This is a genomic window from Candidatus Pelagibacter sp., from assembly GCF_052049935.1.
Lineage (GTDB): Bacteria > Pseudomonadota > Alphaproteobacteria > Pelagibacterales > Pelagibacteraceae > Pelagibacter.
The window spans coordinates 20,651-45,311 of sequence record NZ_JBNGZA010000002.1 but is presented as its reverse complement, the minus strand read 5'-3'; the positions used below and the strand labels follow the sequence as shown (position 1 = coordinate 45,311).

The 24,661-nt window shown below is 28.7% G+C and carries 26 protein-coding genes and 1 tRNA gene; 18 read left to right on the top strand and 9 right to left on the bottom strand.

Annotated elements, in window-relative coordinates; genetic code table 11:
• Nucleotides 1-38 precede the first annotated feature (38 nt).
• On the bottom strand, nucleotides 39-494 hold the full coding sequence (gene ruvX / locus ACTT90_RS01350) for a Holliday junction resolvase RuvX (RefSeq protein WP_440937094.1): 456 nt from the start codon (nucleotides 492-494) through the stop codon (nucleotides 39-41).
• A 50-nt stretch (nucleotides 495-544) separates the two neighbouring features.
• Between ruvX and gatC the strand changes: the two genes are divergently transcribed.
• The 7 genes from gatC to ACTT90_RS01315 are packed head-to-tail and all read left to right on the top strand — an operon-like array spanning nucleotide 545 to nucleotide 7,184.
• Nucleotides 545-832 (top strand): Asp-tRNA(Asn)/Glu-tRNA(Gln) amidotransferase subunit GatC, encoded by a 288-nt coding sequence (gene gatC, locus ACTT90_RS01345; protein ID WP_440937093.1) that lies wholly within the window; start codon nucleotides 545-547, stop codon nucleotides 830-832.
• On the top strand, nucleotides 832-2,289 hold the full coding sequence (gene gatA, locus ACTT90_RS01340) for an Asp-tRNA(Asn)/Glu-tRNA(Gln) amidotransferase subunit GatA (RefSeq protein WP_440937092.1): 1,458 nt from the start codon (nucleotides 832-834) through the stop codon (nucleotides 2,287-2,289). The genes gatC and gatA overlap by 1 nt, the downstream gene beginning before the upstream one ends.
• A complete protein-coding gene (gene gatB / locus ACTT90_RS01335; RefSeq protein ID WP_440937091.1) occupies nucleotides 2,286-3,761 on the top strand; it encodes an Asp-tRNA(Asn)/Glu-tRNA(Gln) amidotransferase subunit GatB in 1,476 nt (491 codons plus the stop codon). Before gatA ends, gatB begins: the two co-directional genes overlap by 4 nt.
• A gap of 4 nt (nucleotides 3,762-3,765) precedes the next feature.
• Nucleotides 3,766-4,416: an O-methyltransferase gene (locus ACTT90_RS01330; RefSeq protein WP_440937090.1), complete on the top strand. Its 651-nt coding sequence runs from the start codon at nucleotides 3,766-3,768 to the stop codon at nucleotides 4,414-4,416.
• Entirely contained in the window at nucleotides 4,416-5,324 is a 909-nt protein-coding gene (trhO, locus tag ACTT90_RS01325; protein WP_440937089.1) for an oxygen-dependent tRNA uridine(34) hydroxylase TrhO, read from the top strand. Before ACTT90_RS01330 ends, trhO begins: the two co-directional genes overlap by 1 nt.
• Before the next feature lie 8 nt (nucleotides 5,325-5,332).
• The gene (locus ACTT90_RS01320; RefSeq protein ID WP_440937088.1) at nucleotides 5,333-6,703 is read left to right on the top strand and encodes an MATE family efflux transporter; all 1,371 of its coding nucleotides are present in this window, start codon (nucleotides 5,333-5,335) and stop codon (nucleotides 6,701-6,703) included.
• Nucleotides 6,666-7,184: a thermonuclease family protein gene (locus tag ACTT90_RS01315; protein ID WP_440937087.1), complete on the top strand. Its 519-nt coding sequence runs from the start codon at nucleotides 6,666-6,668 to the stop codon at nucleotides 7,182-7,184. The genes ACTT90_RS01320 and ACTT90_RS01315 overlap by 38 nt, the downstream gene beginning before the upstream one ends.
• Here the strand turns inward: ACTT90_RS01315 and ACTT90_RS01310 are convergent.
• The 6 genes from ACTT90_RS01310 to ACTT90_RS01285 are packed head-to-tail and all read right to left on the bottom strand — an operon-like array spanning nucleotide 7,181 to nucleotide 13,880.
• Nucleotides 7,181-7,912: an amino acid ABC transporter permease gene (locus ACTT90_RS01310; RefSeq protein WP_440937086.1), complete on the bottom strand. Its 732-nt coding sequence runs from the start codon at nucleotides 7,910-7,912 to the stop codon at nucleotides 7,181-7,183. The genes ACTT90_RS01315 and ACTT90_RS01310 overlap by 4 nt on opposite strands.
• A gap of 40 nt (nucleotides 7,913-7,952) precedes the next feature.
• Complete coding sequence (locus tag ACTT90_RS01305) at nucleotides 7,953-8,720, bottom strand: transporter substrate-binding domain-containing protein (protein WP_440937085.1); 768 nt, start codon at nucleotides 8,718-8,720, stop codon at nucleotides 7,953-7,955.
• Between the two features lie 60 nt (nucleotides 8,721-8,780).
• Entirely contained in the window at nucleotides 8,781-9,344 is a 564-nt protein-coding gene (locus ACTT90_RS01300; protein ID WP_440937084.1) for a sarcosine oxidase subunit gamma, read from the bottom strand.
• Nucleotides 9,337-12,342 carry a sarcosine oxidase subunit alpha family protein gene (locus ACTT90_RS01295; protein WP_440937083.1) on the bottom strand — a complete coding sequence of 1,002 codons (3,006 nt, stop codon included), beginning with the start codon at nucleotides 12,340-12,342 and terminating at the stop codon, nucleotides 9,337-9,339. The genes ACTT90_RS01300 and ACTT90_RS01295 overlap by 8 nt, the downstream gene beginning before the upstream one ends.
• Before the next feature lie 9 nt (nucleotides 12,343-12,351).
• Nucleotides 12,352-12,627, bottom strand: a complete 276-nt coding sequence (locus ACTT90_RS01290) for a sarcosine oxidase subunit delta (protein WP_440937082.1) — start codon at nucleotides 12,625-12,627, stop codon at nucleotides 12,352-12,354.
• Nucleotides 12,627-13,880 (bottom strand): sarcosine oxidase subunit beta family protein, encoded by a 1,254-nt coding sequence (locus tag ACTT90_RS01285; RefSeq protein WP_014953311.1) that lies wholly within the window; start codon nucleotides 13,878-13,880, stop codon nucleotides 12,627-12,629. The genes ACTT90_RS01290 and ACTT90_RS01285 overlap by 1 nt, the downstream gene beginning before the upstream one ends.
• 68 nt (nucleotides 13,881-13,948) lie before the next feature.
• Between ACTT90_RS01285 and ACTT90_RS01280 the strand changes: the two genes are divergently transcribed.
• A tRNA-Ser gene (locus ACTT90_RS01280) sits at nucleotides 13,949-14,040 on the top strand.
• On the opposite strand, the gene ACTT90_RS01275 is transcribed toward ACTT90_RS01280, so the two are convergent.
• Nucleotides 14,041-16,305 carry a lytic transglycosylase domain-containing protein gene (locus ACTT90_RS01275; protein ID WP_440937081.1) on the bottom strand — a complete coding sequence of 755 codons (2,265 nt, stop codon included), beginning with the start codon at nucleotides 16,303-16,305 and terminating at the stop codon, nucleotides 14,041-14,043.
• Nucleotides 16,306-16,347: 42 nt separating this feature from the next.
• On the opposite strand from ACTT90_RS01275, the gene dapA reads away from it, so the two are divergent.
• From dapA to recO, 10 genes are read left to right on the top strand one after another with little or no spacing between them, the layout of a single operon-like run.
• Nucleotides 16,348-17,232, top strand: coding sequence for a 4-hydroxy-tetrahydrodipicolinate synthase (gene dapA, locus ACTT90_RS01270; protein ID WP_440937080.1), 885 nt, complete (start codon nucleotides 16,348-16,350; stop codon nucleotides 17,230-17,232).
• Nucleotides 17,232-17,702 (top strand): SsrA-binding protein SmpB, encoded by a 471-nt coding sequence (smpB, locus tag ACTT90_RS01265; protein WP_014953308.1) that lies wholly within the window; start codon nucleotides 17,232-17,234, stop codon nucleotides 17,700-17,702. Before dapA ends, smpB begins: the two co-directional genes overlap by 1 nt.
• On the top strand, nucleotides 17,668-18,180 hold the full coding sequence (folK, locus tag ACTT90_RS01260; protein ID WP_440937079.1) for a 2-amino-4-hydroxy-6-hydroxymethyldihydropteridine diphosphokinase: 513 nt from the start codon (nucleotides 17,668-17,670) through the stop codon (nucleotides 18,178-18,180). Before smpB ends, folK begins: the two co-directional genes overlap by 35 nt.
• A gap of 20 nt (nucleotides 18,181-18,200) precedes the next feature.
• The gene (locus tag ACTT90_RS01255) at nucleotides 18,201-19,946 is read left to right on the top strand and encodes a bifunctional (p)ppGpp synthetase/guanosine-3',5'-bis(diphosphate) 3'-pyrophosphohydrolase (protein WP_440937078.1); all 1,746 of its coding nucleotides are present in this window, start codon (nucleotides 18,201-18,203) and stop codon (nucleotides 19,944-19,946) included.
• Nucleotides 19,903-20,490 (top strand): orotate phosphoribosyltransferase, encoded by a 588-nt coding sequence (pyrE, locus tag ACTT90_RS01250; RefSeq protein ID WP_440937077.1) that lies wholly within the window; start codon nucleotides 19,903-19,905, stop codon nucleotides 20,488-20,490. The genes ACTT90_RS01255 and pyrE overlap by 44 nt, the downstream gene beginning before the upstream one ends.
• Entirely contained in the window at nucleotides 20,487-21,209 is a 723-nt protein-coding gene (locus ACTT90_RS01245; RefSeq protein ID WP_440937076.1) for a pyridoxine 5'-phosphate synthase, read from the top strand. The genes pyrE and ACTT90_RS01245 overlap by 4 nt, the downstream gene beginning before the upstream one ends.
• Nucleotides 21,209-21,595, top strand: a complete 387-nt coding sequence (acpS, locus tag ACTT90_RS01240) for a holo-ACP synthase (RefSeq protein ID WP_440937075.1) — start codon at nucleotides 21,209-21,211, stop codon at nucleotides 21,593-21,595. Before ACTT90_RS01245 ends, acpS begins: the two co-directional genes overlap by 1 nt.
• Nucleotides 21,592-22,329, top strand: a complete 738-nt coding sequence (lepB, locus tag ACTT90_RS01235; RefSeq protein ID WP_440937074.1) for a signal peptidase I — start codon at nucleotides 21,592-21,594, stop codon at nucleotides 22,327-22,329. Before acpS ends, lepB begins: the two co-directional genes overlap by 4 nt.
• On the top strand, nucleotides 22,326-22,991 hold the full coding sequence (gene rnc / locus ACTT90_RS01230) for a ribonuclease III (RefSeq protein WP_440937073.1): 666 nt from the start codon (nucleotides 22,326-22,328) through the stop codon (nucleotides 22,989-22,991). Before lepB ends, rnc begins: the two co-directional genes overlap by 4 nt.
• Complete coding sequence (gene recO / locus ACTT90_RS01225; RefSeq protein ID WP_440937072.1) at nucleotides 22,988-23,665, top strand: DNA repair protein RecO; 678 nt, start codon at nucleotides 22,988-22,990, stop codon at nucleotides 23,663-23,665. The genes rnc and recO overlap by 4 nt, the downstream gene beginning before the upstream one ends.
• Here the strand turns inward: recO and hemB are convergent, their stop codons facing one another.
• On the bottom strand, nucleotides 23,666-24,655 hold the full coding sequence (gene hemB / locus ACTT90_RS01220) for a porphobilinogen synthase (protein WP_440937071.1): 990 nt from the start codon (nucleotides 24,653-24,655) through the stop codon (nucleotides 23,666-23,668).
• Nucleotides 24,656-24,661: the final 6 nt, after the last annotated feature.

The window sequence follows — 24,661 nt, the reverse complement described above, 5'->3', positions numbered from 1 at the left end:
ACCAACTCTATAACTATTAATAATTAATAAAGCAAGTCTTAATTATTTAAATAATCAATTGCTCCCTGTAAAATAAAAGCAGCTGCATTTTGATCTATATTTTTCTCTCTTTTAGAGACATTAATATCTAATTGACTAGATAGATTAAAAGCACCTACAGTAGATAATCTTTCATCCCATAAACAGACAGGGATTTTTATTAATTCACTGATATTTGAAGATACATCTTTAACTGATTGAGTAGATCTACCCAACGAACCATCCATATTTATAGGATTTCCTACTACGATTCCCGCAATATTATTTTCTAAAATTATCTCATTTAAATCCTTAATAAGATTTTCTTTCGTCGTTTTTTGTATTGTTTTAAATGGAGTTGCAATAGACCAATTTTCATCACAAATTGCGACCCCAATTCTTTTAGACCCTAAATCTAATCCAATTAATCTACATTTTTTCGGGTTATTTTTTTTAAACTCTTCTAGTGTGATCATGTTGTAAATTTTAATGTTAGATGATAGTTTGCGACGTATTTTATTTTCATATGACAATAGACCTTAAAACAATAAAGCATATATCTAAATTATCAAGAATATCTGTAGATGAAGCAAAAGCAGAAAAACTAGCTGGTGATTTAAATTCTATATTTAAGTTTATAGAAAAATTAAATGAATTAAAGACTGATAATGTTGAACCTTTGACATCTGTTGCTGAGACAACTCTCCGATTAAGGGGTGATGAAGTTAAAAGTAAAAACATAAAAGAGGAAATAATTAAAAATTCACCAAAAGAGAATAAAGATTTTTTTGTAGTACCTAAGGTGGTTGAATAATGTCTGATTTAACAACACAAACATTAGTAAAATTATGTAAAAATATTAAAGAAAAAAAAGTTTCTTCAACAGAAGTAACAAAAGCTTTCATAGAAAGATCTGAAAAATCAAAAACACTTAATGCTTATATAACTACTGATTTTGAAAATGCTTTAACAAAAGCTAAACAATTTGATGAAAAACCAAATCTAGATTTAAAGTTACCAGGCATCCCAATAGCTGTTAAAGATTTATTTTGTACAAAAAATGTCAAAACAACCGCTGGAAGTAAAATATTACAAAGTTTTACTCCAACATATGAGTCTACAGTTACAGATAATTTATGGAATGCTGGAGGGATATTATTAGGCAAGTTAAATTGTGATGAGTTTGCGATGGGTTCATCAAATGAAACAAGTTATTACGGCAATGTACAGAATCCAATTGATGAAAATTTAGTGCCTGGAGGTTCTTCGGGTGGTTCGGCATCTGCTGTAGCTGCACAATTAACTCCCATTACTATAGGTACAGATACCGGTGGATCTATTAGACAACCAGCGTCATTTACAGGAACCGTTGGTCTTAAACCTACTTATGGCAGTTGTTCTCGATATGGAATTGTTGCCTTCGCATCATCTTTAGATCAAGCAGGTCCAATGTCTCAAAATGTTGAGGACTGTGCTTTGTTACATGAGGTTATTAGTACTTTTGATAATAAAGATTCAACTTCTATTAATTTTAAAAGAAATAATTATCTCCAAGAACTTAGTAAAAATATCAAAGGAAAAAAAATAGGAATACCTAAAGAATACAGGGTTGAAGGAATGCCAAAAGAAATAGAGGATTTATGGCAAAAAGGAATTGATTATATTAAAGAATGTGGGGCAGAGGTCGTTGATATTTCTTTACCACATACAAGTTATGCTTTACCAACTTATTACATTGTTGCACCTGCAGAAGCCTCATCAAATTTAGCTAGATATGATGGAGTTAAATACGGTTTTAGAGCCGAAGGTAAAAATTTAATTGATATGTATGAAAAAACTAGATCTGAAGGTTTTGGACCAGAGGTTCAAAGACGTATTATGATTGGAACATATGTTTTATCTTCAGGGTATTATGATGCTTATTATCTCAAAGCTCAAAAGGTAAGAAAATTAATTAAAAATGATTTTGACGAAGCTTATAATCAGGTAGATGCAATATTAACTCCATCTACACCAAGTTCAGCTTTTAAAATTGGTGAAAAAAAAGACGATCCAGTTTCTATGTATTTAAATGACATATTTACTGTACCAGTTAATTTAGCTGGTTTACCTGGAATATCTATTCCAGCTGGCCATGATGCAAAAGGTTATCCATTAGGATTACAAATCATTGGTAAAGCATTTGATGAACAAAATATATTAAACATTGCATATGCCATGGAAGAAAAAATTGGTTTTAAAAATAATATAACTGATTGGTGGATTAAATGAGTAAAAACAAAGGTGAATATTTAATCAACAGAAAGGATAATCAGTATGAAGTTATAATAGGACTAGAAGTCCACGCACAAGTAACTTCAGAATCAAAACTTTTTTCTTCTTCTGCAACTAAATTTGGAGCCGAACCTAATACTCAAGTAAGTTTAGTTGATGCAGCTTTTCCTGGAATGTTGCCAGTGATAAATGAATTTTGTGTAAAGCAAGCAATAAAAACTGGAATTGGATTAAACGCAAAAATTAATAAACGTTCAGTCTTTGACAGAAAAAATTATTTTTACGCTGATTTACCTCAAGGATATCAAATCTCCCAATTTAAAGATCCAATTGTAGGTGAAGGAAAAGTAATTTTAGATTTGCCTGAGGGACAAAAAGAAATTGGTATTGAAAGATTACATCTAGAGCAAGATGCTGGAAAAAGTATACACGATCTTGATCCTCAAAATACGTTCGTAGATTTAAATAGATCTGGAGTAGCCTTAATGGAAATTGTAAGTAAACCTGATTTAAGATCACCTGATGAAGTTAATGCTTATATTAAAAAATTAAGATCAATTATGAGATATCTAGGCACTTGTGATGGTAACATGCAAGAGGGCTCTTTGAGAGCTGATGTAAATGTTTCAGTTAGACCAAAAGGTGCAAAAGAATTTGGTACTAGGTGTGAAATTAAAAATGTAAATTCAATTAAATTTATGCAGATGGCTATTGAATATGAAGCAAATAGACAAGTTGATTTAATCGAAGAAGGTCAAACAATTGACCAAGAAACTAGATTGTTTGATACAAAAAAAAATGAAACAAGATCTATGAGATCGAAAGAAGATGCTCATGATTATAGATATTTTCCTGATCCTGATTTACTACCATTGGAAGTTTCTGAGGAATTTATCGATGATATTAAAAAAGATATTCCAGAGTTACCGGATGATAAAAAGAAAAGGTTTATTGATGAATTTAAACTTTCTCCGTACGAAGCAACTATTCTTGTTTCTGATATAGAAACTTCAAAATATTTTGAAGAAGTTGTAGCGAAGATGGGTAAAAATAAAGATATTAAATTAGCAGTCAATTGGATTACTGGTGAATTATTTGCAGTCTTAAACGATAAAAATTTAGAGATTTCACAAAGTCCTGTTAGTGCAAAAAATTTAGCTATTTTGGTAAACTTAATAAAAAATGGAACAATTTCAGGTAAAATTGCAAAGACAATTTTTGAATTTATGATTGATGGTGACCAAGATCCTCAAAAAATTGTTGAAGAAAAAGGTTTGAAACAACAAAGTGATCCAAAAGCATTAGAAGCATTGATTGATAAAATAATTAATGACAACAGAGAAAAGGCAATTGAATATAAAAACGGTAAAGAAAAATTATTTGGTTTTTTTGTTGGTCAAGCAATGAAAGCTTCAGGTGGCAAAGCTAATCCTCAATTGATAAATGAAATATTAAAGAAAAAACTTTAATAAAATGGGTGCAAACCTAGAAATTACAGAAAAATTACAAAGCTATATTAAAGATTTTAGTTTTGAATTAAATCCAATCCAACAAGAGATAATTGATTATAATAAAACTTTAGGAGAAATAAAAAGGATGCAGATTGATCCTACGCAGTGTAATTTTCTTCATTTGATAATCAAAATTGCAAATATTAAAAGTGTTCTTGAAATTGGAACGTTTACTGGTCTAAGTGCTCTCTCAATTTCTCTTGCATTACCTAACGATGGTAAGTTAATTGCTCTTGATAAAAATGAGGAGACAAACAAAGTTGCTGTTAATTTTTTTAAAAAAGCTAATCAAGATCATAAAATTAAGACTATCATAAAACCTGCGATTGATAGTCTTGAAGAATTAAAGAATGAAAAATTTGATATGGTATTTATTGATGCAGATAAAATGAATTATAAAAGATATTATGAAAATTCATTACATCTAACAAGAAAAGGTGGATTAATAATTATTGATAATGTTTTGTGGCACGGAGAAGTAGTAGATAAAAAAAATAATGACAAATTCACATTAAATATAAGAGAATTTAATAAGTTTGTTTTAGATGATCATAGAGTAGAGCAAATAATTTTTCCATTAGGTGATGGAATGACTGTTTGTAGAGTATTATAATGTTTAAAGTTTTTGGATTTTATAAATTTATTAAAGTTAAATCTTTAAAAAAGAATAAAGAGATTTTAACCACATTTTTCAATAATAATAATATTAGAGGAACTATTATTATAGCCAAAGAAGGTCTTAATGGCACTATATCTGGCAGAGTATCAAACATTGAAAAAACAAAAAAAAAAATCAAATCTTTATTCTCTTTTAAAAAATTTGATAATTTCAATGAGTCTAATTCAGATTTTCAACCGTTTCATAAACCAAAAGTTAAAATAAAAGATGAAATTGTTCCTATGAATTTAAAATTAAATTCGAAAGAAAGAAATTTGAAAACGCATTTAGAGCCAAAGGATTGGAATAAGCTGATTAAAAATAAAGATACTCATATAATTGATACTAGAAAACCATTTGAATATAAAGTTGGAACTTTTAAAAAAGCAGTAAATCCCGACGTAACTAATTTTAGAGATTTTCCTAAGTATCTTAATAAACTTAAAAAAGATAAACCAGTCGCAATGTTTTGTACTGGTGGTATTAGATGTGAAAAAACTTCTGTTTATTTACAAAAAAAAGGATTTAAGAACATTTTTCAATTAAATGGTGGAATTTTGAATTACCTTAAAAAAATTAAAAAGGATCAAAGTTTATGGAAAGGCGAATGTTTTGTTTTCGATAACAGAATAAGTTTAAAACATGGTTTAAAGATAGGCACACACTCAATGTGTAGTGGATGTAGAATGCCTATATCAAATAAGGATAAAAAATCAAAGAAATATGAAGAGGGAGTATCTTGCCCAAATTGTTTTGATAAATTAACAACTTCTCAAAAATCACGTTTTAGAATGAGACAAAGTCAGATATATAGAGCAAAAAAATCAGGAAAAAATTATTTATTTCAGAAAGAATTTAAATAGGGGATTATTTGTCTAAATCAATCAAACTTACTAAGGACCCTATATGGGAATTACTTAGAAAAGTTACTATACCAGCAAGTACAGGATCTTTATTTCAAACTTTTTATAATCTTGTTGATACTTGGTTTGCAGGAAAAATATCAGCTGAAGCAATTGGTGCAATAGCAAAATCATTTCCTATTTATTTTGTGATTATTGCAGTTGGCGTTGGTATAGGCGCTGCAACGAATGCTTGCATTGGAAATCTTTTAGGAGAAAAAAAAATTAGGAAGGCTTCTTTATTAGTTGCACAATCAGTAATTTTCGCTGTTATCGTATCAGTGATAGTAACTTTGTTTGGTCTAAATTCCTCAAATTTTTTGTTATCTGTAATGGGTTCAGATCAACAAAGTATAATTCTTACTAGAGAATATTTGGATATAATTTTTTATGGAACATTTATTGTTTTGATACAAATATCTCTCAATGGAACTCTTAATGCTCAAGGTGATACAAAGAGTTATAGAAATGTTTTAATATTTAGTTTCTTTCTTAATATATTTTTAAATCCTCTATTTATTTGGGGATATGCTTTTATTCCAGGTTTTGGTATTTCAGGTTTAGCAATCGCAACAGTAATTTCTCAAACAATTGGAACTTTATATTTAGCTTATAAAGTTAATTCTTGTAAATTAAGAGAATTTCTTAAAATTGAATGTTTTGTTCCTAATTTAAAACTTCTTAAAGAATTGTTAGAACAATCACTGCCAATTATGTTTAGCATGTTGTTTATTGGTGTTGGTATTTTTAACGTATTATATTTTATTGGACAATTTGGCGAACTTGCAGCTGCTGGTTATGGAGCAGCTTTAAGAATTGAACAAGTTTTTTTATTACCAGTTATTGGACTGAATACAGCTGTCCTATCAATAGGTGGACAAAATTTTGGTGCAAAAAAATTTGAACGTATACGAGAATTATATAAAAAAGCCTTATTTTTTGGATCATCTTTTATGATTTGTGCAGGTTTAATTATTTTTTTTGGTGCAGAATATTTAGTTTCTTTATTTACTGACAATGAAGAAGCGATTAAACATGGTATTATTTATTTACAAGTGGCTGCATTAATTGGTCCAATTTATCCGGTATTTTTTATAACTACAGCAGTCTTTCAAGCAGTCAAAAAACCGATTTACAGTTTATATTTGAGTATTTTACGATTAACAGCATTTCCCTTTTTATGTTTGTGGTATGTTATTAATATTAGAGGCGGAAACTATGAAGATATTTTTTATACTATTATGGCTACTAATTGGATAATGGGTTTTGCTGTATTAATCTTTATTGGATATTTTTTGAACAATGTTTTTAAACAAAATAAAAAACTTTTTAGTTTTTAGTTTCTTTATTTTTTTGCTTTCAACAAAAGCAAGTTCAATAGAAAAAATTGAAGGAGTACCATCAGTTACTGATGGAGATACTATAAAGATAAATGGAAATAAAATAAGATTATTTGGGATCGATGCACCAGAAGTCAAGCAAAATTGCAAAAAACCATTCATTTCTTTTTCTTTTTACAATTTATATAAAAAATATAACTGCGGTGTTATTTCAACAGAGAAACTAAGAGATAAAGTTTCCAACAAAAAAATTTCATGCTTAATTTCAAATAAAGATAGATATGGAAGACTTATTGGTGAATGTTTTTATAAAAATTTAAATGTAAATTCATGGATGGTAAAAAATGGATATGCAGTAGCTTATTTAAAATATTCAAAAAAGTTTGTAGCTCAAGAAAAACAAGCTAAAGAAAATAAATTAGGTGTTTGGCAAGGACCTTTTATAAATCCATGGGAGTGGAGAAAAAAAAATAAAAATTAATCAGTTTTTAATTTTTTTTCTAATTTTCTGACAAAATAAGAAACAATTAGTATTAAAATTAGGTATTCAAAGATTAAGAAAGTGTAAATTTCTAGTGGTCTATAAGTAGTAACCACTAGTTCATTTGCTTTTCTTGTTAAATCTCCAATTCCAATAATTGAAACTAATGATGACATCTTCAACACATAGACGAATTGATTTCCAATTGCGGGTAAAATATTTTTAATGGCTTGTGGTAGAATAACTAATCTTAATTTTCTAAAAAAATTCAACCCAAGAGAACTACCAGCTTCCCACTGTGCTTTTTTAATTGAATTTATACCAGCTCTAAATATCTCAGCTTGAAAAGCACTTTCACTTATTGATAAAGCAATAATTCCAGAAACAAATGGACTAAAACTTATCCCGGTCATTATTGGCAATCCATAATATATCCATAAAATTAAAACCAAAAGTGGAATAGCTCTTACAATCTCAACATAACCAATATTAATATAAGTAAGAAATTTATTTTTTGCTAATGAAGGTATTGCAATAATTAATCCTAGAATAATTGAAATGATTATTGAAACTACAGAAATAAAAATAGTTGTAGTTAAACCACTTAATAAAAATTTTAAATTTGTTAATCCTTCTAAATTATTTGGTGATAGAACTAACCAATTCAGCTCACTCTTACTACATGAAGTTAAGAATAAACCTAAAAGTAAAAAAAATAAATTTTTCACTCTTAGAGTTATAAAGTATTAATAATTAATTACTAATTGATTATAAACTTTTCAAATTATATTTAGCTAATAACTTTGTAAAAAAACCAGATGATTTTTTTTTATTAATCCAGTTGTTTACATAGTTTCTCCATTCATCGTCACCTTTAGAAACCATCATAGCTAAAAATGCTGGATTTTTTTCTCCATCAGGAACTATTGCTAATTGTGGATATTTGATAACAAGCTTATTTGCTTCTGTTGAACTTGTTATGTTACCATCAGCTCTGCCAGCTAAAACTTCTTGAAAATCTCTTGCAGGAGCTTCTACAGAATTCAGTTTAGATTTTGGAAAAAACTCTTTTGCTTTTTCTTCTTGGGATGTTCCTAGAGTTGTAGCTATTGTAACACTTTCATTATTTAGTGAATCCCAAGTTGAAAATTTGTTTAGATTTTTTTTAAGAACTAGAGGTACAGTTCCATACTTATAATAAGTTTCTGTAAAACCTGCAACTTCAGCTCTTTTGGGAGTTTTTGTTACACTTGTTGAAATATCATATCTGTTTGATGTTATTCCAGAAACTATAGTTTTCCACTCAGCTGGAACAAATTTTACTTTAACACCCATATCTTTTGCTAATTCGTTCATTACATCAATATCAAAACCTTTGTACTTATTAGTTGCTGGATCTTTTACAGTCATTGGGTCCCAATCTCCTGTAGTTCCAACTCTTAATTCTCCTGAAGAAAGAATTTTATTTAAATTTGATTCCGCATTTGCAGATAAAGAGATAAGTACAAAAAGTACAACAGATAATATTTTTTTCATAATAAATAGAAGATATAACCATTTAAATTATAATTATTATTGCCAACTTGCCGCTAAAGCTTACAATCTTGACGCACTATCATTAATCCAAGAGAAGAGATGTTCAGAGAAAGATCTTCGCACAAATAGATTTACATTTTTTTTGTCTATATTGTGAATAATAACATCTATTTTAGCTAATAATGTTTGTGTTACAGCACCGTTCTTGTTTTGAAAGTCATTAAAATTAAATGGTGAACCTGTTGAAAATAATTCATAAATTTTCTCTCCACTTAATTTAAGAAGCACAAAATGATCTGTTACATCAATTATAGCTCCTAAATTAACTTTACTTACATTATTGATGAGTTCATTTTCAACTTCATAACTATTATCATTTTCATTCATTTCATTATTTGAATATAGCATCCACTCATCTGGACTTAGCCAAAGTGCTGTATAATTTTCACTCGAGGTTGATGTATTGCTTTCTGTAGGCAAAAGCATATTGAGAGATTTTCCAACTGCAGACAAAAATTCTCTTTTTTTTCCTCTTAAATTAAGTTTCATTATTGGTTTTAATTCTTGAATTTTTAAACCAGAATATTCTTTTGTTTCTTTTATGGGATTATTATAACTAAGCATTTAATCTTTTATTTTCTTTATCTAAAAAAACTGGATCAGCAACAGTCACATTAATTATTTTATTTTCCATTGGCACAAATAATTTTTGACCTAACATGTTTTTTCCGCCTCTAACAACTCCAAGTGCTATTGATTTATTAAGATTAGGACTGAAATAACTTGAAGTAACATGTCCTAACATTTCTACAGGTTGTTTGTTAGTTTCAGCAACAATTTGAGCACCTTCTTCTAAAATTTCGTTAGGATTTTCTGTTAAAAGACCAACTAATTGTTTTCTATCTTCTCTTATTGTATCTGATCTGTATAACGATCTTTTTCCAATAAAATCATATTTTTTCTTACTGACTATCCAATCCATTTGTAAATCGATAGGTGTCATCGTTGCATCTGTGTCTTGACCAACAATTATAAATCCCTTTTCAGCTCTTAATAAATGCATAGTTTCTGTTCCATAAGGAGTAATATTAAATTCTTTCCCAGCTTCCATGCATTTTTTCCAAATAGACTTTCCATAATTTGCCTGAACATTGATTTCATAACTATGTTCACCAGTAAAACTAATTCTCATAACTCTACATTTTATCTTTCCAATAGTTGTATCTTTAAATGACATGTGCGGGAAATTTTCATCTGACAAATCTAAATCTGGAATTAATTTTGAAAGAATTTTTTTACTGTTTGGTCCACAAACACTTGCTGTTGCATAATGATCAGTAACTGAAGTAAGGTAAACATCAAGTTCAGGCCATTCAGTTTGTAGATAATCTTCTAACTTACCAAGAACAGTTGCAGCGCCACCCGTTGTTGTAGTCATTATATAATGATTTTCTCCTAGACGAGTTGTAACTCCATCGTCATATACCATACCATCTTCATTTAGCATTAAGCCATATCTACATTTTCCAATTCCAAGTTTAGACCATGCATTTGTATAGACACGATTTAAAAATTCTGAAGCGTCTGTTCCTTGTATATCAATTTTACCTAATGTGGATGCATCTAAAATACCAGCACTTTCTCTTGCAGCTTTACTTTCTCTTTGGACAGCTTGATGCATATCTTCATTGTTCTTAGGGTAATACCAAGCTCTTTTCCATTGTCCTACATTTTCAAATTCAGCTTTGTGTTTAACATGCCAATCATGCATTGGTGTTTTTCTAAAAATATCAAAATATTCACCAACATTTCTTCCAACAATTGTTCCAAATGTTAATGGAGTATAGGGTGGTCTAAAAGTAGTTGTTCCTAATTCTCCCATTTGAACTTTTGCTGTTTCTGCAATTATTCCAAGCGCATGCATATTTCCAAGTTTACCCTGATCAGTACCCATACCAGTTGTTGTATATCTTTTTACATGTTCAATAGATCTAAATCCTTCTCTTAAAGCTAATTTTATATCTTTTGCTGTAGCATCATTTTGATAGTCCACAAAAGGTTTCGTTTTTCCTAAAATTTTATCAGATGGTAGCAACCATATATTTCTATAGTTATTATCTTTCGAAGAAATAACTTGAACACTTTTAAAACTTTCCTCATCAATACCAAGATACTTATTTATTTGATCAGGTAATATAGAAAGTATATCGTTCAATTCAAAATCACCATTACAAGCTCCCACACTGATTTGGTCAGAACTATATTGGTTAGGAACAAATATATTTTCGCTATCTCTAAATTTTAATTTTCCACCAGATTGTGTAAACAAATGTACCGCAGGTGTCCATCCACCAGCCATTCCAAGACAATCACAATTTATATCTATTTTATTTCCAACAACTGAAGTGCCATCCTTAGACAGTTCCATTATAGAAACTTTATTAATTCTTTTATGACCTTTTGTATCTACAACAGTATGGTTATTATAAATTTTAATGTTTAAATCTTTTATTGATTTTATTAATCTATTTTCATTAGCATCTCTTATATCTACAATTGCTTTAACCTTGATACCCTTATCACTTAATGAAAGAGCAGTTTCATAAGCAGTATCATTGTTAGTGAATAAAACAATTTCCTCACCACTTTTCACTCCATAAAAATCAGCATATTTTTTAATTGCTGATGAAAGCAATATTCCAGGTCTGTCATTATTATTAAATATAAGTGGTCTTTCAATAGAACCAGTTGCTGTAATAACTTTCTTTGCTCTAATTTTTAGTAATCTTTGTCTTACTTTGTTTTCTCTTTTTGAGATTTCAATATGATCAGTTAAATTTTCTCTTGCTAAAACAAAATTGTAACCATGATATGCAGCAACACTAGTTCTTGTTTTTACTTCTAAATTTTCGAAATTTTTTAAACTATCAATTTCGTTCTGTAACCACTTTGAAGAATTTTCATCATTTATTTTAAAATGATCATTATTTTGATAAATTGTTGTTCCACCTAAATTTGGCTTTTCATCAACAATTAAAGTTTTTAAACCATTTTTTGCAGCGGACTTTGCAGCAATTATTCCTGAAATACCTCCGCCAATTACAAGAACATCACAGTGGATATATTTATGATCATAAATGTCAGGATCTGCTTCAGTTGGAGACTTGCCAAGACCAGCTGATTTACGAATAAAATATTCATATTTTTCCCAAAAGCTAGCAGGCCACATAAAAGTTTTGTAATAAAAACCAGCTGGAAGAAGAGGGGATAAAAAATTATTAATACCACCTATGTCAAAATTAACACTAGGCCAACAATTTTGACTAGAAGCTTCCAACCCCTCGTAAAGCTCAATCTCAGTTGCTCTTACATTAGGTTCAGTTCTTGAAGAATTATCATGTAATTGGACTATTGCATTAGGCTCTTCTGAACCTGACGTCATTATTCCTCTTGGTCTATGATATTTAAAACTTCTTGCAACTAAATGTATATCATTTGCAAGTAACGCTGATGCGAGTGTATCACCTTTGAAACCAAATAATTTTTTACCATTAAACTTAAATGAAATTCTTGTTGTTTCATCAATATACGAACTAGATTTAACTCTTAGATTTTTTGACATAAATATTATTTATTCGATAGGGGGTTTTTCACCCATTTTATAAACAGCTTTTATCTGATCATTCGATGTATCTCTAACCATATTAAACCATTTTCTACATCCATGAGCATGGTTCCATCTTTCAAACTGAACACCTTTAATATTTTTTCTCATGAATAAATATTCTGCCCATTCATCATCACTTAGTTCAGTAGGTTGTTTGGGTCTTACTATGTGAGCTTCCCCGCCAGCTTTAAATTCACTTTGTTCTCTTTCACCACAGAACGGACAATTAATTATAAACATTAGTGTGCTACTGCAGCTGCTCCGTGTTCATCAACAAGATCACCACTAACAAATCTATTGATATTAAATGCAGCATTTAATTTATGGGGCTCATCATTTGCGATTGTATGAGCAAATAAATCACCTGAACCGGGTGTAGCTTTAAATCCACCAGTTCCCCATCCACAGTTAAAGTATAATCCTTTAATTGAAGTTTTACTAATTATAGGGCTTGCATCAGGACAAATATCTACAATTCCACCCCATTGTCTTAACATTCTCATTCTACTAAATATAGGGTAAAGCTCTAGGATTGCATTTAAAGTTCCTTCCACAATATCGTGACTACCTTTTTGTGAATAAGAAACATAATCATCAGTACCAGCACCGATAACTAATTCACCTTTGTCTGATTGACTTACATAAGCATGAACTGCATTAGACATAACTACAGTATCTATTATTGGTTTAACAGGTTCAGAAACTAAAGCTTGTAATGGTTTACTTTCTAAGGGCAATCTAAGACCAGCCATATTTGCAATAACACTGGAATGACCTGCGGCTACTACTCCAATTTTTTTTGTTTTTATAAAACCTTTTGTTGTTTCTAAACCTTCAACAGTATCTCCATCTCTTTTTATACCTTTCACTTCACAATTTTGAATAATGTCCACTCCCATTTCATCTGCACCTCTCGCATATCCCCAAGCAACAGCATCGTGTCTAGCTGTACCAGCTCTCCTTTGTAGTGTTCCACCAAGTACCGGATATCTTATATCAGGAGAGGTATTAATTATTGGACAAAACTTTTTAACTTCTTCTGTACTTAAGTAAACTGCATCAATACCATTTAGTCTATTAGCATGAGTTCTTCTTTTTAAATCTCTCACATCTTGAAGATTATGAGCTAGATTCATTACTCCTCGTTGACTAAACATTACATTATAGTTTAGTTCTTGAGACAAACCTTCCCAAATTTTTAAAGCATGATCATACAAGCCAGCACTAGCATCCCAAAGATAGTTAGATCTAATAATGGTAGTATTTCTTCCAGTATTACCACCTCCAATCCAACCTTTTTCTACAACTGCAATATTTTTCATATCGTGTTTTTTCGCTAAGTAATAAGCAGTAGCTAGACCATGACCACCACCACCTACAATAACAGCGTCATATTCTTTTTTAGGCTCTGGATCTTTCCAAGCTTTCTCCCAATTTTCATGATAGGAAAAAGCATTTTTTACTAGTGAAAATATTGAGTACTTGTTTTTCATAATTTTTAGAATAATTACTTTATTAATATTGAATATTCAATACAATCAAAAGTATTGATTTTTCTTGTGGAGAGATGGGTGAGAGGCTGAAACCAGTCGTTTGCTAAATGACCGTGCGAGGAAACTTGTACCGAGGGTTCGAATCCCTCTCTCTCCGCCATTAATAAAGTGGATCATCTCTAAAAAAATCTTTAACAGTTATTGGTTTTCGCTCTAGTATATATCTATAAACGTTGTAATTTTCTAAAACACGCTGAACATAATTTCTTGTTTCTCTAAATTTAATTAGCTCTATCCAATCAACGTAATCAATTTGTTTTTTTTGAGGATTTTTATTTAATTTTTTCCAATATTTTACTCTTTTAGGTCCAGCATTGTAAGCAGCGATTGCAAATGGATAAGCACCATCATACTCTAAAATTAATCCTGCAATATAATGTGAGCCTAAGTTAATATTATATTCTGGATCTCTTGTTAATCTAGACTTTGAGTATGGAAGCTTGGCTTGTTTAGCTACAACTTTTGCCGTGTATGGCATCAACTGCATTAAACCTTTTGCTCCAGCATGACTATTAGCACTTAAATCAAACTCACTTTCTTGTCTTATTAAAGATAATATAAATGCATTTTCAGGAATTTTTCTCCCATTCACATAGATTGGTGTACTTATGACTGGATAGTTAAATTTATTGTGAAATCTTTTTTCATATGATGCAATTTTAGAAACTTGAATTGCAAAATCATACCTTTCAATTTTAGTTGCAAGTTCTGCAGCAAGAGGTTCGCTACCATTCTGAATGTTGTCTAAAGCTAAAAATCTTAAAATATGTTTTGTGTATTTATCTTTATTTAATTCATCTAATAAATAAACTATTCTAACAAGATCTTTATCATAGAATTTTTTTCTATATTTATCATCAATTAAACTTTCTAAACTTAGTTCAAATTTTCTACTAGGATCAATTTTTCTTGATGCTAATTGACCGTAATAAGTAGTCATATACTTTGTTGCTTCTTCAAACCATTTTAATGATGAATCTTTATCACCAATTTTATCATATGATCTACCAAGCCAATAAGCACCTCTTGATAAACTAATTGGATAACTTACGTTATTATAAAAATTTCTAAAATGATCTATTGCTAATATTGGATCATCTAAAAAACTTAATGCAATCCATCCACTCATCCATTCAGCTGCAGCATAATCTGGACCTTCAGTCATTGCATGGTTACTACTTAAACGATATGCGGTTTCATATTTTTTTTTGTATATTAATGATCTTGCTATTATCTCTCTTTCTTTCCACCACTTTTCAGGATACTTCATATAATCTTTAGTGTTTTTAATTTTTAATAAAATTTCTAAAGAACTATCAACTCTTCCTCTTTTTCTTCTCCATTTTAATCGATCATAATTTAATCCAGGATCATTTTTTAACTTAGTGGGCACGTTTTTAATTGCCTGATCAACACCGTATGATTTTGAAATCAAAATTTGTCTAGCATTATAAAGAAGCTCATAATCCTTAGGCAAATATCTAAGTAATCTTTTTAAATCCCAATGTTTGCTATTCCATGCTAAATAGTCTGCTCTTTTAATGTAATCATTTGCATTTAAATATTTTTTATATTTTTTTCTAAAAAATCTTAATTCAGATTTTGAAAGTTCAGCTTCTATCCATCCATCTTTGATATATTTTATACCTTTTTCTTTTTCTCCAATTTCAATTAAACTTTCCCCTAAAATTAGTTTACCATAACCACTTAAAGGTTCATCATCCCCAAAATATTGAATTACTTTTTTTGGAGAAACTTCTTTTACTGAAAGCTTATGTTCAGCAAGATATTTAACTCTACCAATTCTTGGATATCTTTCATTTTGTTCTATAAACGATTTGTAATCAAAAAAAGATGCCTGATTACCTTTAGTTAGCAAATGTCTCCATTGTACAAAGTTATATATAGATTTGTCTTTTGCTCTTTTTGCAGTTGATAAAGCCAATTTCCACTCTCTTTTTTCCATTTTAGAAATTGCTTTTTTTGCTAACTCAAAATCTTTTTTATTGTAATATTTAGATTTGTTTACAGTTTTTATTTTTTCAGTATTTATTGTAATTGGTTTTTTCTTAGGAAGAATTAATTCTGCTACTTTAGACTTTTTTTCTTGTTTTTTTTCAGTTTTAACTTTTTCAATTTTTTTCTTTTCTTTAACTTTGACTTCAGTTTTAACTTGGTCAATATTTTTTTTCGTGCCAGGTTTTGGAATAGGTTTTATTTCCTCTTTAGCTAATCTTTTTTCTATTTCAGCTTGTTCTAAGAGAGGTTTTTTTAGAGGAATAATCTTAATATTAAGAAATTCTGCAAGAGATATTGTGGTTGCACCTAAGATTATGAATATTACAAAAAATGTTAATTTCTTCATGTTTTTTACTAAATGAATCTTTAAACTATGTTATAAGTATTTATGTTCAAAGGATCAAATGTTGCATTAATTACGCCCTTCATTAACAATAAATTAGATGAAGAAGCGTATGTAAAATTAATTCATTTTCATATAAAAAATGGAACAAATGGTTTAGTTCCTGCTGGAACAACTGGCGAGTCACCAACATTAAATCATGAAGAGCATCAAAAAGTGATCGATTTGTGTATTCAAGAAAGCAAAGGTAAAATACCCGTCATAGCCGGAACCGGCTCTAATTCAACTGAAGAAGCAATATCTCTCACTAAACATGCTGAGAAAGCAGGTGCAGACGGTGCATTAATTGTTACTCCATATTATAATAAACCAACTCAAGAAGGACTTTATCAACATTATAAAGCTATTAATGATAGCTCTGGTTTGCCGATTATAATTTATAACATTCCTGGTAGGTCAGTAATAGATATGTCAGTGGACACTATGGCAAGTCTCTATGAATTAAAAAATATTGTTGGTGTTAAAGACGCTACAGGAGATCTAAATAGAGTTGATCAACAATTAAAAAAAATGGGAAAAGATTTTATTCAATTAACTGGCAATGATGACAATGCTTTAGAATTTAACAAAAGAGGAGGAGTTGGGGCTATAAGTGTAACAGCAAATATTGCACCAAAAATTTGTTCACAGTTTCAAAAATTTTCAAATGAAAGAGATAATAAAGAGTCTCAAAATGAGGCTGCAAAGTTAGATAAGATTTTGCAACCAATACATCATTCAATGTTTGTTGAGAGTAATCCTAGCCCAGTTAAATATGCAGCAAAACTTTTAGGTCTTTGCGATGATAGTGTAAGATTGCCATTAGTAAAAGTAACATCAAATACTCAAGACAAAGTCAAAAAAGCATTAGTTTCAGCTAAATTGTTGTAATGAACAAAAAAACCAATTCTGGTTTAAAAATTATATGCTTAAATAGAAAAGCAAGTTTTAATTATTTTTTTGAAGATCTTTTTGAAGCAGGAATTGTTTTAAAAGGTTCAGAAATAAAATCTGTTAGAGACGGAAAAGTTAATATTGCTGACTCTTATGCTGTCGAAAAAAATGGTGAGATAATATTAATCAATTCTCATATTGCTACATATAAACAAGCAAGTTACTCAAACCATAAACCTTTGGATGAAAGAAAATTATTACTTAATAAAAAAGAAATAAATAAATTAATTGGCAAAATGCAAAGAGATGGCTTTACTTTAGTGCCTACAAAAATGTATTTTAAAAAAGGTAAAGCTAAAATAGAGATTGCAGTGGCAAAAGGGAAAAAACAATACGATAAAAGAGCAACTAAAAAAACAAGAGATTGGAATCGTGATAAAGCAAGATATATCAGAAAATCAAGTTAAGACTGTTTTTTTAGGGATTGGTTCAAACTTAGGTAACAGAAATAGAAATATAGAATTATCAAAATTTAAACTTCATTTAGAAAATATAGAAATAATAAAATGCTCAAGTAATTATGAAACACCATCTTGGCCAAATCCTAAAAAACCAAAATTTATTAATATAGTTTTAAAGATAAAAACATATTTATCACCTCAAAAATTATTAGAATTATGTAAGAAAATTGAGAGAGAATTAGGAAGAAAAAAAAGAAAAAAAAATGATCCAAGAGAATGCGATATAGATATTATTGATTATGATGGTTTAATTCTCAATAAAGATATTCTTCTCCCTCATACATTGATGCATCAAAGAAGTTTTGTTTTAATTCCTTTGTATGAAATCCAAAAAGATTGGAAACACCCAAAATTAAAGAGAAATATTAAAGATTTGATCAATCAACTTCCAAATAAAGACATAAGAAGTATTAAACAAATTTAAATTGGTGCTATAATGTTTAAATGATTAATTCCGAAGAGTTAATTAATAAAATTAAAATCTACAATAAATTTCTTAATCCTGAAAAATTGGATAAAGCATACAATTTTGCAGTGAAAGCTCACAAAGATCAAAAACGTGCTTCCGGTGATCCATATTCAGTTCACCCAATCGCCGTAGCCAATATACTTACTGAATTGAAATTAGATAGTGCTACTATAGCGACTGGCTTACTTCACGATACTATTGAAGACACTTATGCAACATATGAAACTATTAAAAATGAATTTGGAGAAGAAGTGGCAGATTTAGTAGAGGGAGTTACAAAAATTTCTGTGTTTGAAAATACTGCAGCTTCAAGTTCAAAAGCTGAAAATTTTAGAAAGTTAATTTTAGCTACATCTAAAGATATTAGGGTATTACTCGTCAAAATTGCTGACAGACTTCATAATATGAGAACTATTGATGCAATTACCAAGGAAGAAAAAAGAAAACGTATAGCACAAGAGACAATGGAAATTTATGCACCTCTTGCAGATAGAATGGGTATGCATCGAATTCGAGATGAACTTGAAGACCTGTCCTTTAAAATTCTTAACAATCAGGCAAGAACATTAATAAAAAATAAATTAGATGAAATTAAAGAAGACAAAAAAGATACATTTGAAACGCTATCAGTAGAGTTAACCGAATTATTAAATGATCATAAAATTTACGCCGAAATTTATGGACGAGAAAAAACTCCATTTTCTATTTGGAGAAAAGTTCAAAAAAAAAGAGTCTCGTTAGAACAAATAACCGATATCATTGGGTTTAGAATAATTTTAAATACGGTTGATGATTGTTACAAAACTTTAGGAATATTCCATAAAAAATGGAATTGTGTTCCAGGAAAATTTAAAGATTACATTTCTTCTCCAAAAATAAATGGGTATAAATCGATACATACATCAGTTATTGGACCCAATCAAAAACCAATTGAAATTCAAATAAGAACTATGTCTATGCATGAATTTGCTGAAAGAGGAATTGCTTCTCATTGGCAGTACAAATCATCAGAAAAATTTAATTCTGTTAGTTGGAAAGAATACGATTGGTTGAAAGATTTAGTTGAGATTATAGAAAAAAATGAAAATCCAGAACATTCTTATGAATACACTAAATTACAAATGTTCCAAGAAAACGTGTTCTGCTTTACACCTAAAGGATCTGTAATTAAGTTACCGAAAGACGCGACCCCAATTGATTTTGCATATGCGGTTCATACTACTATTGGTAATAGTACGATTGGATGTGAAATAAATGGAAATAAAAGTGAACTTCAGTCGATTTTAAGAAATGGTGATAGAGTAAATATTATTACATCAAAAAACCATTCTCCTTCTTTACATTGGATACCAATTACAAAAACTGGAAAAGCAAGAGCTGCTATAAGACGTTATTGGCACGATAAAGGTGAACAAAAAGAAGAAAGAATTAAAAAATATAACACAACTCTATGGATATCACTCCCAGATAAACCTGGTCAATTAGGTGACATTACAACTCTAATAGGTGACCATAAGTTAAATATTTCAAAAGTTGAGATGGTCGGTAAAAACCCTAATTATATCAATTTTAAATTTCAATTAATAATCAGAGATCTGAAAAATTTTACTAATTTTATTGCAGAACTAAAACAAAAGAATATAAAATTTAAAATAATTAGACACGAAGAAAAAAGAAATGCTTTCACACAAAAAATCCTTAAGTATTTTAAAAAAGACTAATGCATTATTAGAAGGACATTTCGTTTTATCATCTGGCTTACATTCTCCAAAATATATTCAATGTGCAAAGTTATTAAGTTATCCACACTTATCAAAAGATATATGTGAGTCATTAGCAAAGAAAATTAAAAAGAATTTTAAAAAAATAGATTTAATACTTGCACCAGCTATGGGTGGAGTGATCATTGGATATGAAATTGGACGACTTCTAAAAAAGGAAACAATTTTTTGTGAAAGAGTAGATGGTAAATTCAAACTTAGAAGAGGTTTTAATATCAAGAAGAATTCTAGAGTTCTAATAATAGAAGATGTAATAACAACTGGAAAATCAAGTTTAGAATGCGTAAAATTGATAAAAAAATCTAAAGCAAAACATTTAGGTTTTGCATCAATAATTAATAGATCTTCAAAAAAATCATTAAAGATAAAATCAAAAATAATTTCACATTTAAAAATTGAAGTACCAACATATAAAAAAAATGAACTACCTGATGAACTTCGAAACATTAAAATAACTAAGCCTGGAAGTAGATTTCTTAAATGAAAAGATTGGGTGTAAATATAGATCATATAGCAACAATTAGAAATGCTAGGGGTGAAAAACATCCTGATCCACTTTTTGCTTCTAAATTTGTTACGAAATATGGTGCAGACTCAGTCACTATTCATTTGAGAGAAGATAGAAGACACATAAATGATAATGACGCTTTAGATATTTGTAATCAAAAAAATATTCTAGTTAATTTAGAAATATCTATGAACCCTGAAATTGTTAAGAAAGCAATAAAAATTTCTCCAAATTATATTTGCATTGTTCCAGAAAACAGAAAAGAAGTTACCACTGAAGGTGGTTTAAATCTCAAAAGAAATAAAAATAAATTAAGCTCTATTATAAAACGCTTTAAACAAAAAAATATAAGAACGAGCTTGTTCATTGATGCAAATATAAGTGATATCTATTTGTCAAAAAAACTAGATGTTCATTGCATTGAAATACATACTGGTAAATTAGCAAATTTAGTTAAAGCAAAGAAAAAATACCAAAAAGAATTTTTAAGAATAAAAAAATGTGCTCGATTGGCTAAAGAATTAGGTATAGAGGTGCATGCTGGACATGGATTAGATTATAAAGTTACAAAATTACTTTGTAAAATTAAAGAAATAAAAGAATTTAATATTGGACATTTTATTATTGGGGAATCCGTTTTTGATGGTCTACCAAAAGTAATAAAGAAATTTAAAAAGATAATTAGAAATAATTAATGAAAATAATTGGTATCGGTGTTGATATAATCGATAATAATAGAATTAAAAAATCTATAAGAAATCAAAACTTTATTAAAAGAGTTTATACGGCTAAAGAAATTAATACTTCTAAAACGGTAAAAAATAGAGTTAATTTTTATGCCAAAAGATTTGCTGCTAAAGAAGCATTTGTTAAAGCTTTAGGAACTGGTTTTAGGAAAAATTTAAACTTTAAAGATATTGAAATATTAAACGATAATTTAGGTAAACCTTATTACAATATGAATAATAAAATAAAGAAAATCTTAAAAAAAATTTCAAATTCAAAATCTTTAGATTTATTTCTTTCATTATCAGATGAGAAGTCTTATTCAATAGCTTTCGCAACTATACAAAAAAAATGAAATTAGATAAATACTTTTTTAGTGAAAATATAAAAACATTATTTTATGCACTTGTTATAGCTGTTTTTATAAGGTCAATTTTTTTACAACCATTTTATATTCCTTCATCTTCTATGGAACCCACATTACTAGTTGGTGATCGATTATTTGTAACTAAATATTCATATGGATACAGTAAACATTCATTTCCTTTTAGCCCACCTATCTTTAAAGGCAGAGTAATGTTTAGTGAACCTAAAAGAGGGGATGTAATTGTGTTTAAAACACCAGCTGATAATAGAACAGATTATATAAAGAGACTAATTGGTTTACCTGGAGATAAAATTCAATTTATTAATTCAAATTTATATTTAAATAATAATGAAATATTTAAGTCTAGGATTTCCAAAAATGATGTCATTTATTGTGGTAATAATGCAATTGAAGTTTTTACATTTGAAGAAAATTTACCTAATAACAAAAACCACAAAACAGTTTATTTAAAAAACTATAGTTTTCAAAATTCAGATTTATTCTCTGTCCCTGATGATCATTATTTTTTTTTAGGAGATAACAGAGACTGTTCTAAAGATAGCAGATTTTTATCAAGTGTTGGGTACGTTCATAAAGATAATCTTATCGGGAAAGCTCAATTTATATTTTTTTCATCAGATAAAAATATTGGTTATTTTTTTGAATTTTGGAAATGGCCTCAATCAATCAGGTTTGATAGATTCTTTAAAAAGATAAAATGAAAATTAATCACAATCTTCTAGAAAAAAAAATCAATATTGAATTTAAAGATAAAAATAAACTTGTTAAATCTTTAACTCATAAAAGTTTTAACTCTAAAGAAAATAATGAAAAACTTGAATTTTTAGGAGACAGAGTTCTTGGATTGGTTATTTCAAAAAAATTATTAGACCTGTACCCTAAAGAAAAAGAGGGTGTGCTAGATAAAAAATTTGCATCATTAGTAAATAAAAATACATGTTTACAAATAGCAAAAAAAATAAATTTAGATAAATTCATTCTTACATTAAACTCTGATAAAGCAAAAACTCCACCTCAAGATAAAGTAATTTCAGATAGTTGCGAGGCTCTAATTGGTGCAATTTATTTGGATAGAGGTTTTAATGTTGTAGAAAAATTTATTTTAGATCTATGGGAAGAAGAAATTTCTCAAAGTAAAGTAACATTGATAGATGCAAAAACTCAACTTCAAGAATTTTCATTAAAGAAATATAAAAAACTTCCTGAATACAAAATGATTTCTAATACTGGCCCAAGACATAAACCAATCATTAAAGTTAGTGTTAAAATTCATAATTCAAAAAATTTTATTGCTGAAGGAAGTTCAAAAAAAATTGCAGAACAAAATGCTGCAATTAAATGTCTCAATAGTTTAGATTTATGATTTGGGATGACACAGGCTATTTAATTTCAAAAAATAAATATAGTGAAAATTCTTTAATTGTTGAATTGTTTACTAAAAATCACGGCAAAGTATCTGGAGTTGTTTATGGGGGTTCTTCCAAGAAGATTAAAAATTATTTACAAATCGGTAATAAATTATTTGCAAATTATAATTCTAAAAATGAGAATAGAATAGGTTACTTTAAGTTTGAAATTATTGAAGCTTCTTCACCCTTTTTTTTTGATAATAAAGAAAAACTAAATTGTTTAATTTCAGCAATGCAATTAATAAAAATTCTTAATGCTGAGGCTCAAAAAAATTTAAAAATTTACGATTTGATTGATAATTTTTTTAAATTATTAAAATCAGAAAACTGGATACAAAATTATATTTACTGGGAATTAGAACTATTTAGTCTTCTTGGATATGATTTAGAATTAGAAAAATTTGTAAAAAAAGAAATTAATAATAACAATATTGAATATTCTACACAGTCATCATTTGAAAAAAGAAAAGTACCAAATTTTTTAATTGAAAAAAATATTATAGCAGAAACTAAAGAATTATTGGCTGGACTAAAGTTAGTTGGAGACTTTTTGGAAAAATCTATACTCAGACCTAATAATTTATCATTCCCAAAAAATAGAGTTTCTTTTATTAACTCTATTCAATAATTATTTTAAAATTTTATCAAGTCTATCAGCATAGTAGCTTACAATTGCGTTTGCACCCGCTCTTTTAAATGCCATTAAAGATTCAAAAATTACATCTTCTTTTAATATTTTTGATTTAATTGCATGCGCTATCAAACTGTATTCTCCTGACACTTGGTATGCAAAAACTGGTATCCTAAATTTTTCTTTAATTCCTTTAATGATGTCAAGATAAGGCAAACCTGGTTTTACCATAACCATATCTGCACCTTCTTTTATATCTAAAGCTATTTCTCTTAAAGATTCATCAGTGTTTCGAAAATCCATTTGGTAGGTTTTTTTATCTCCTTTTAAAAACTTATTTGATCCAACAGCATCTCTGAATGGTCCATAAAAACTTGAAGCATATTTTGCTGCATATGAAAGCAATTGGACATCTTTAAAATTATTTTTGTCTAATGCATTTCTTATTTTTCTAATACGGCCGTCCATCATATCTGAAGGAGCGAGGACATCACATCCCATTTCAGCTTGTAATAGGGATTGATTAACCAAAACTTCTATTGTTTCGTCATTGATTATTTGATTAGATCTGATTAATCCATCATGTCCATGTGAAGTATAAGGATCAAGAGCTACATCGCACATTATTCCAATTTGGTTTTTGTACCTTTTTTTTATTTCAACTATTGCTTTACAAACTAAATTATTTTCATTTAAAGCTTCTGTACCAATTTCATTTTTAAGTTTTTCATTTGTTTTAGGAAAAAGAGCAACCATTGGAACCTTAAGTTTAAGGGCTTTATCTATAATCTGATTTAATCTGTTTATTGAATATCTATAAACATCTGGCATCGATTTTACTTTTTCTTTTTTGTTTTTACCGTCGATTAAAAATATCGGTAAAATAAAGTCATTTGGACTTAGAGTATTTTCTTGAACTAATCTCCTAATCCAGGGTTGTTTTCTGTTTCTTCTAAGTCTAAGATTTGGATAATTTCCAGTTATCATATAATG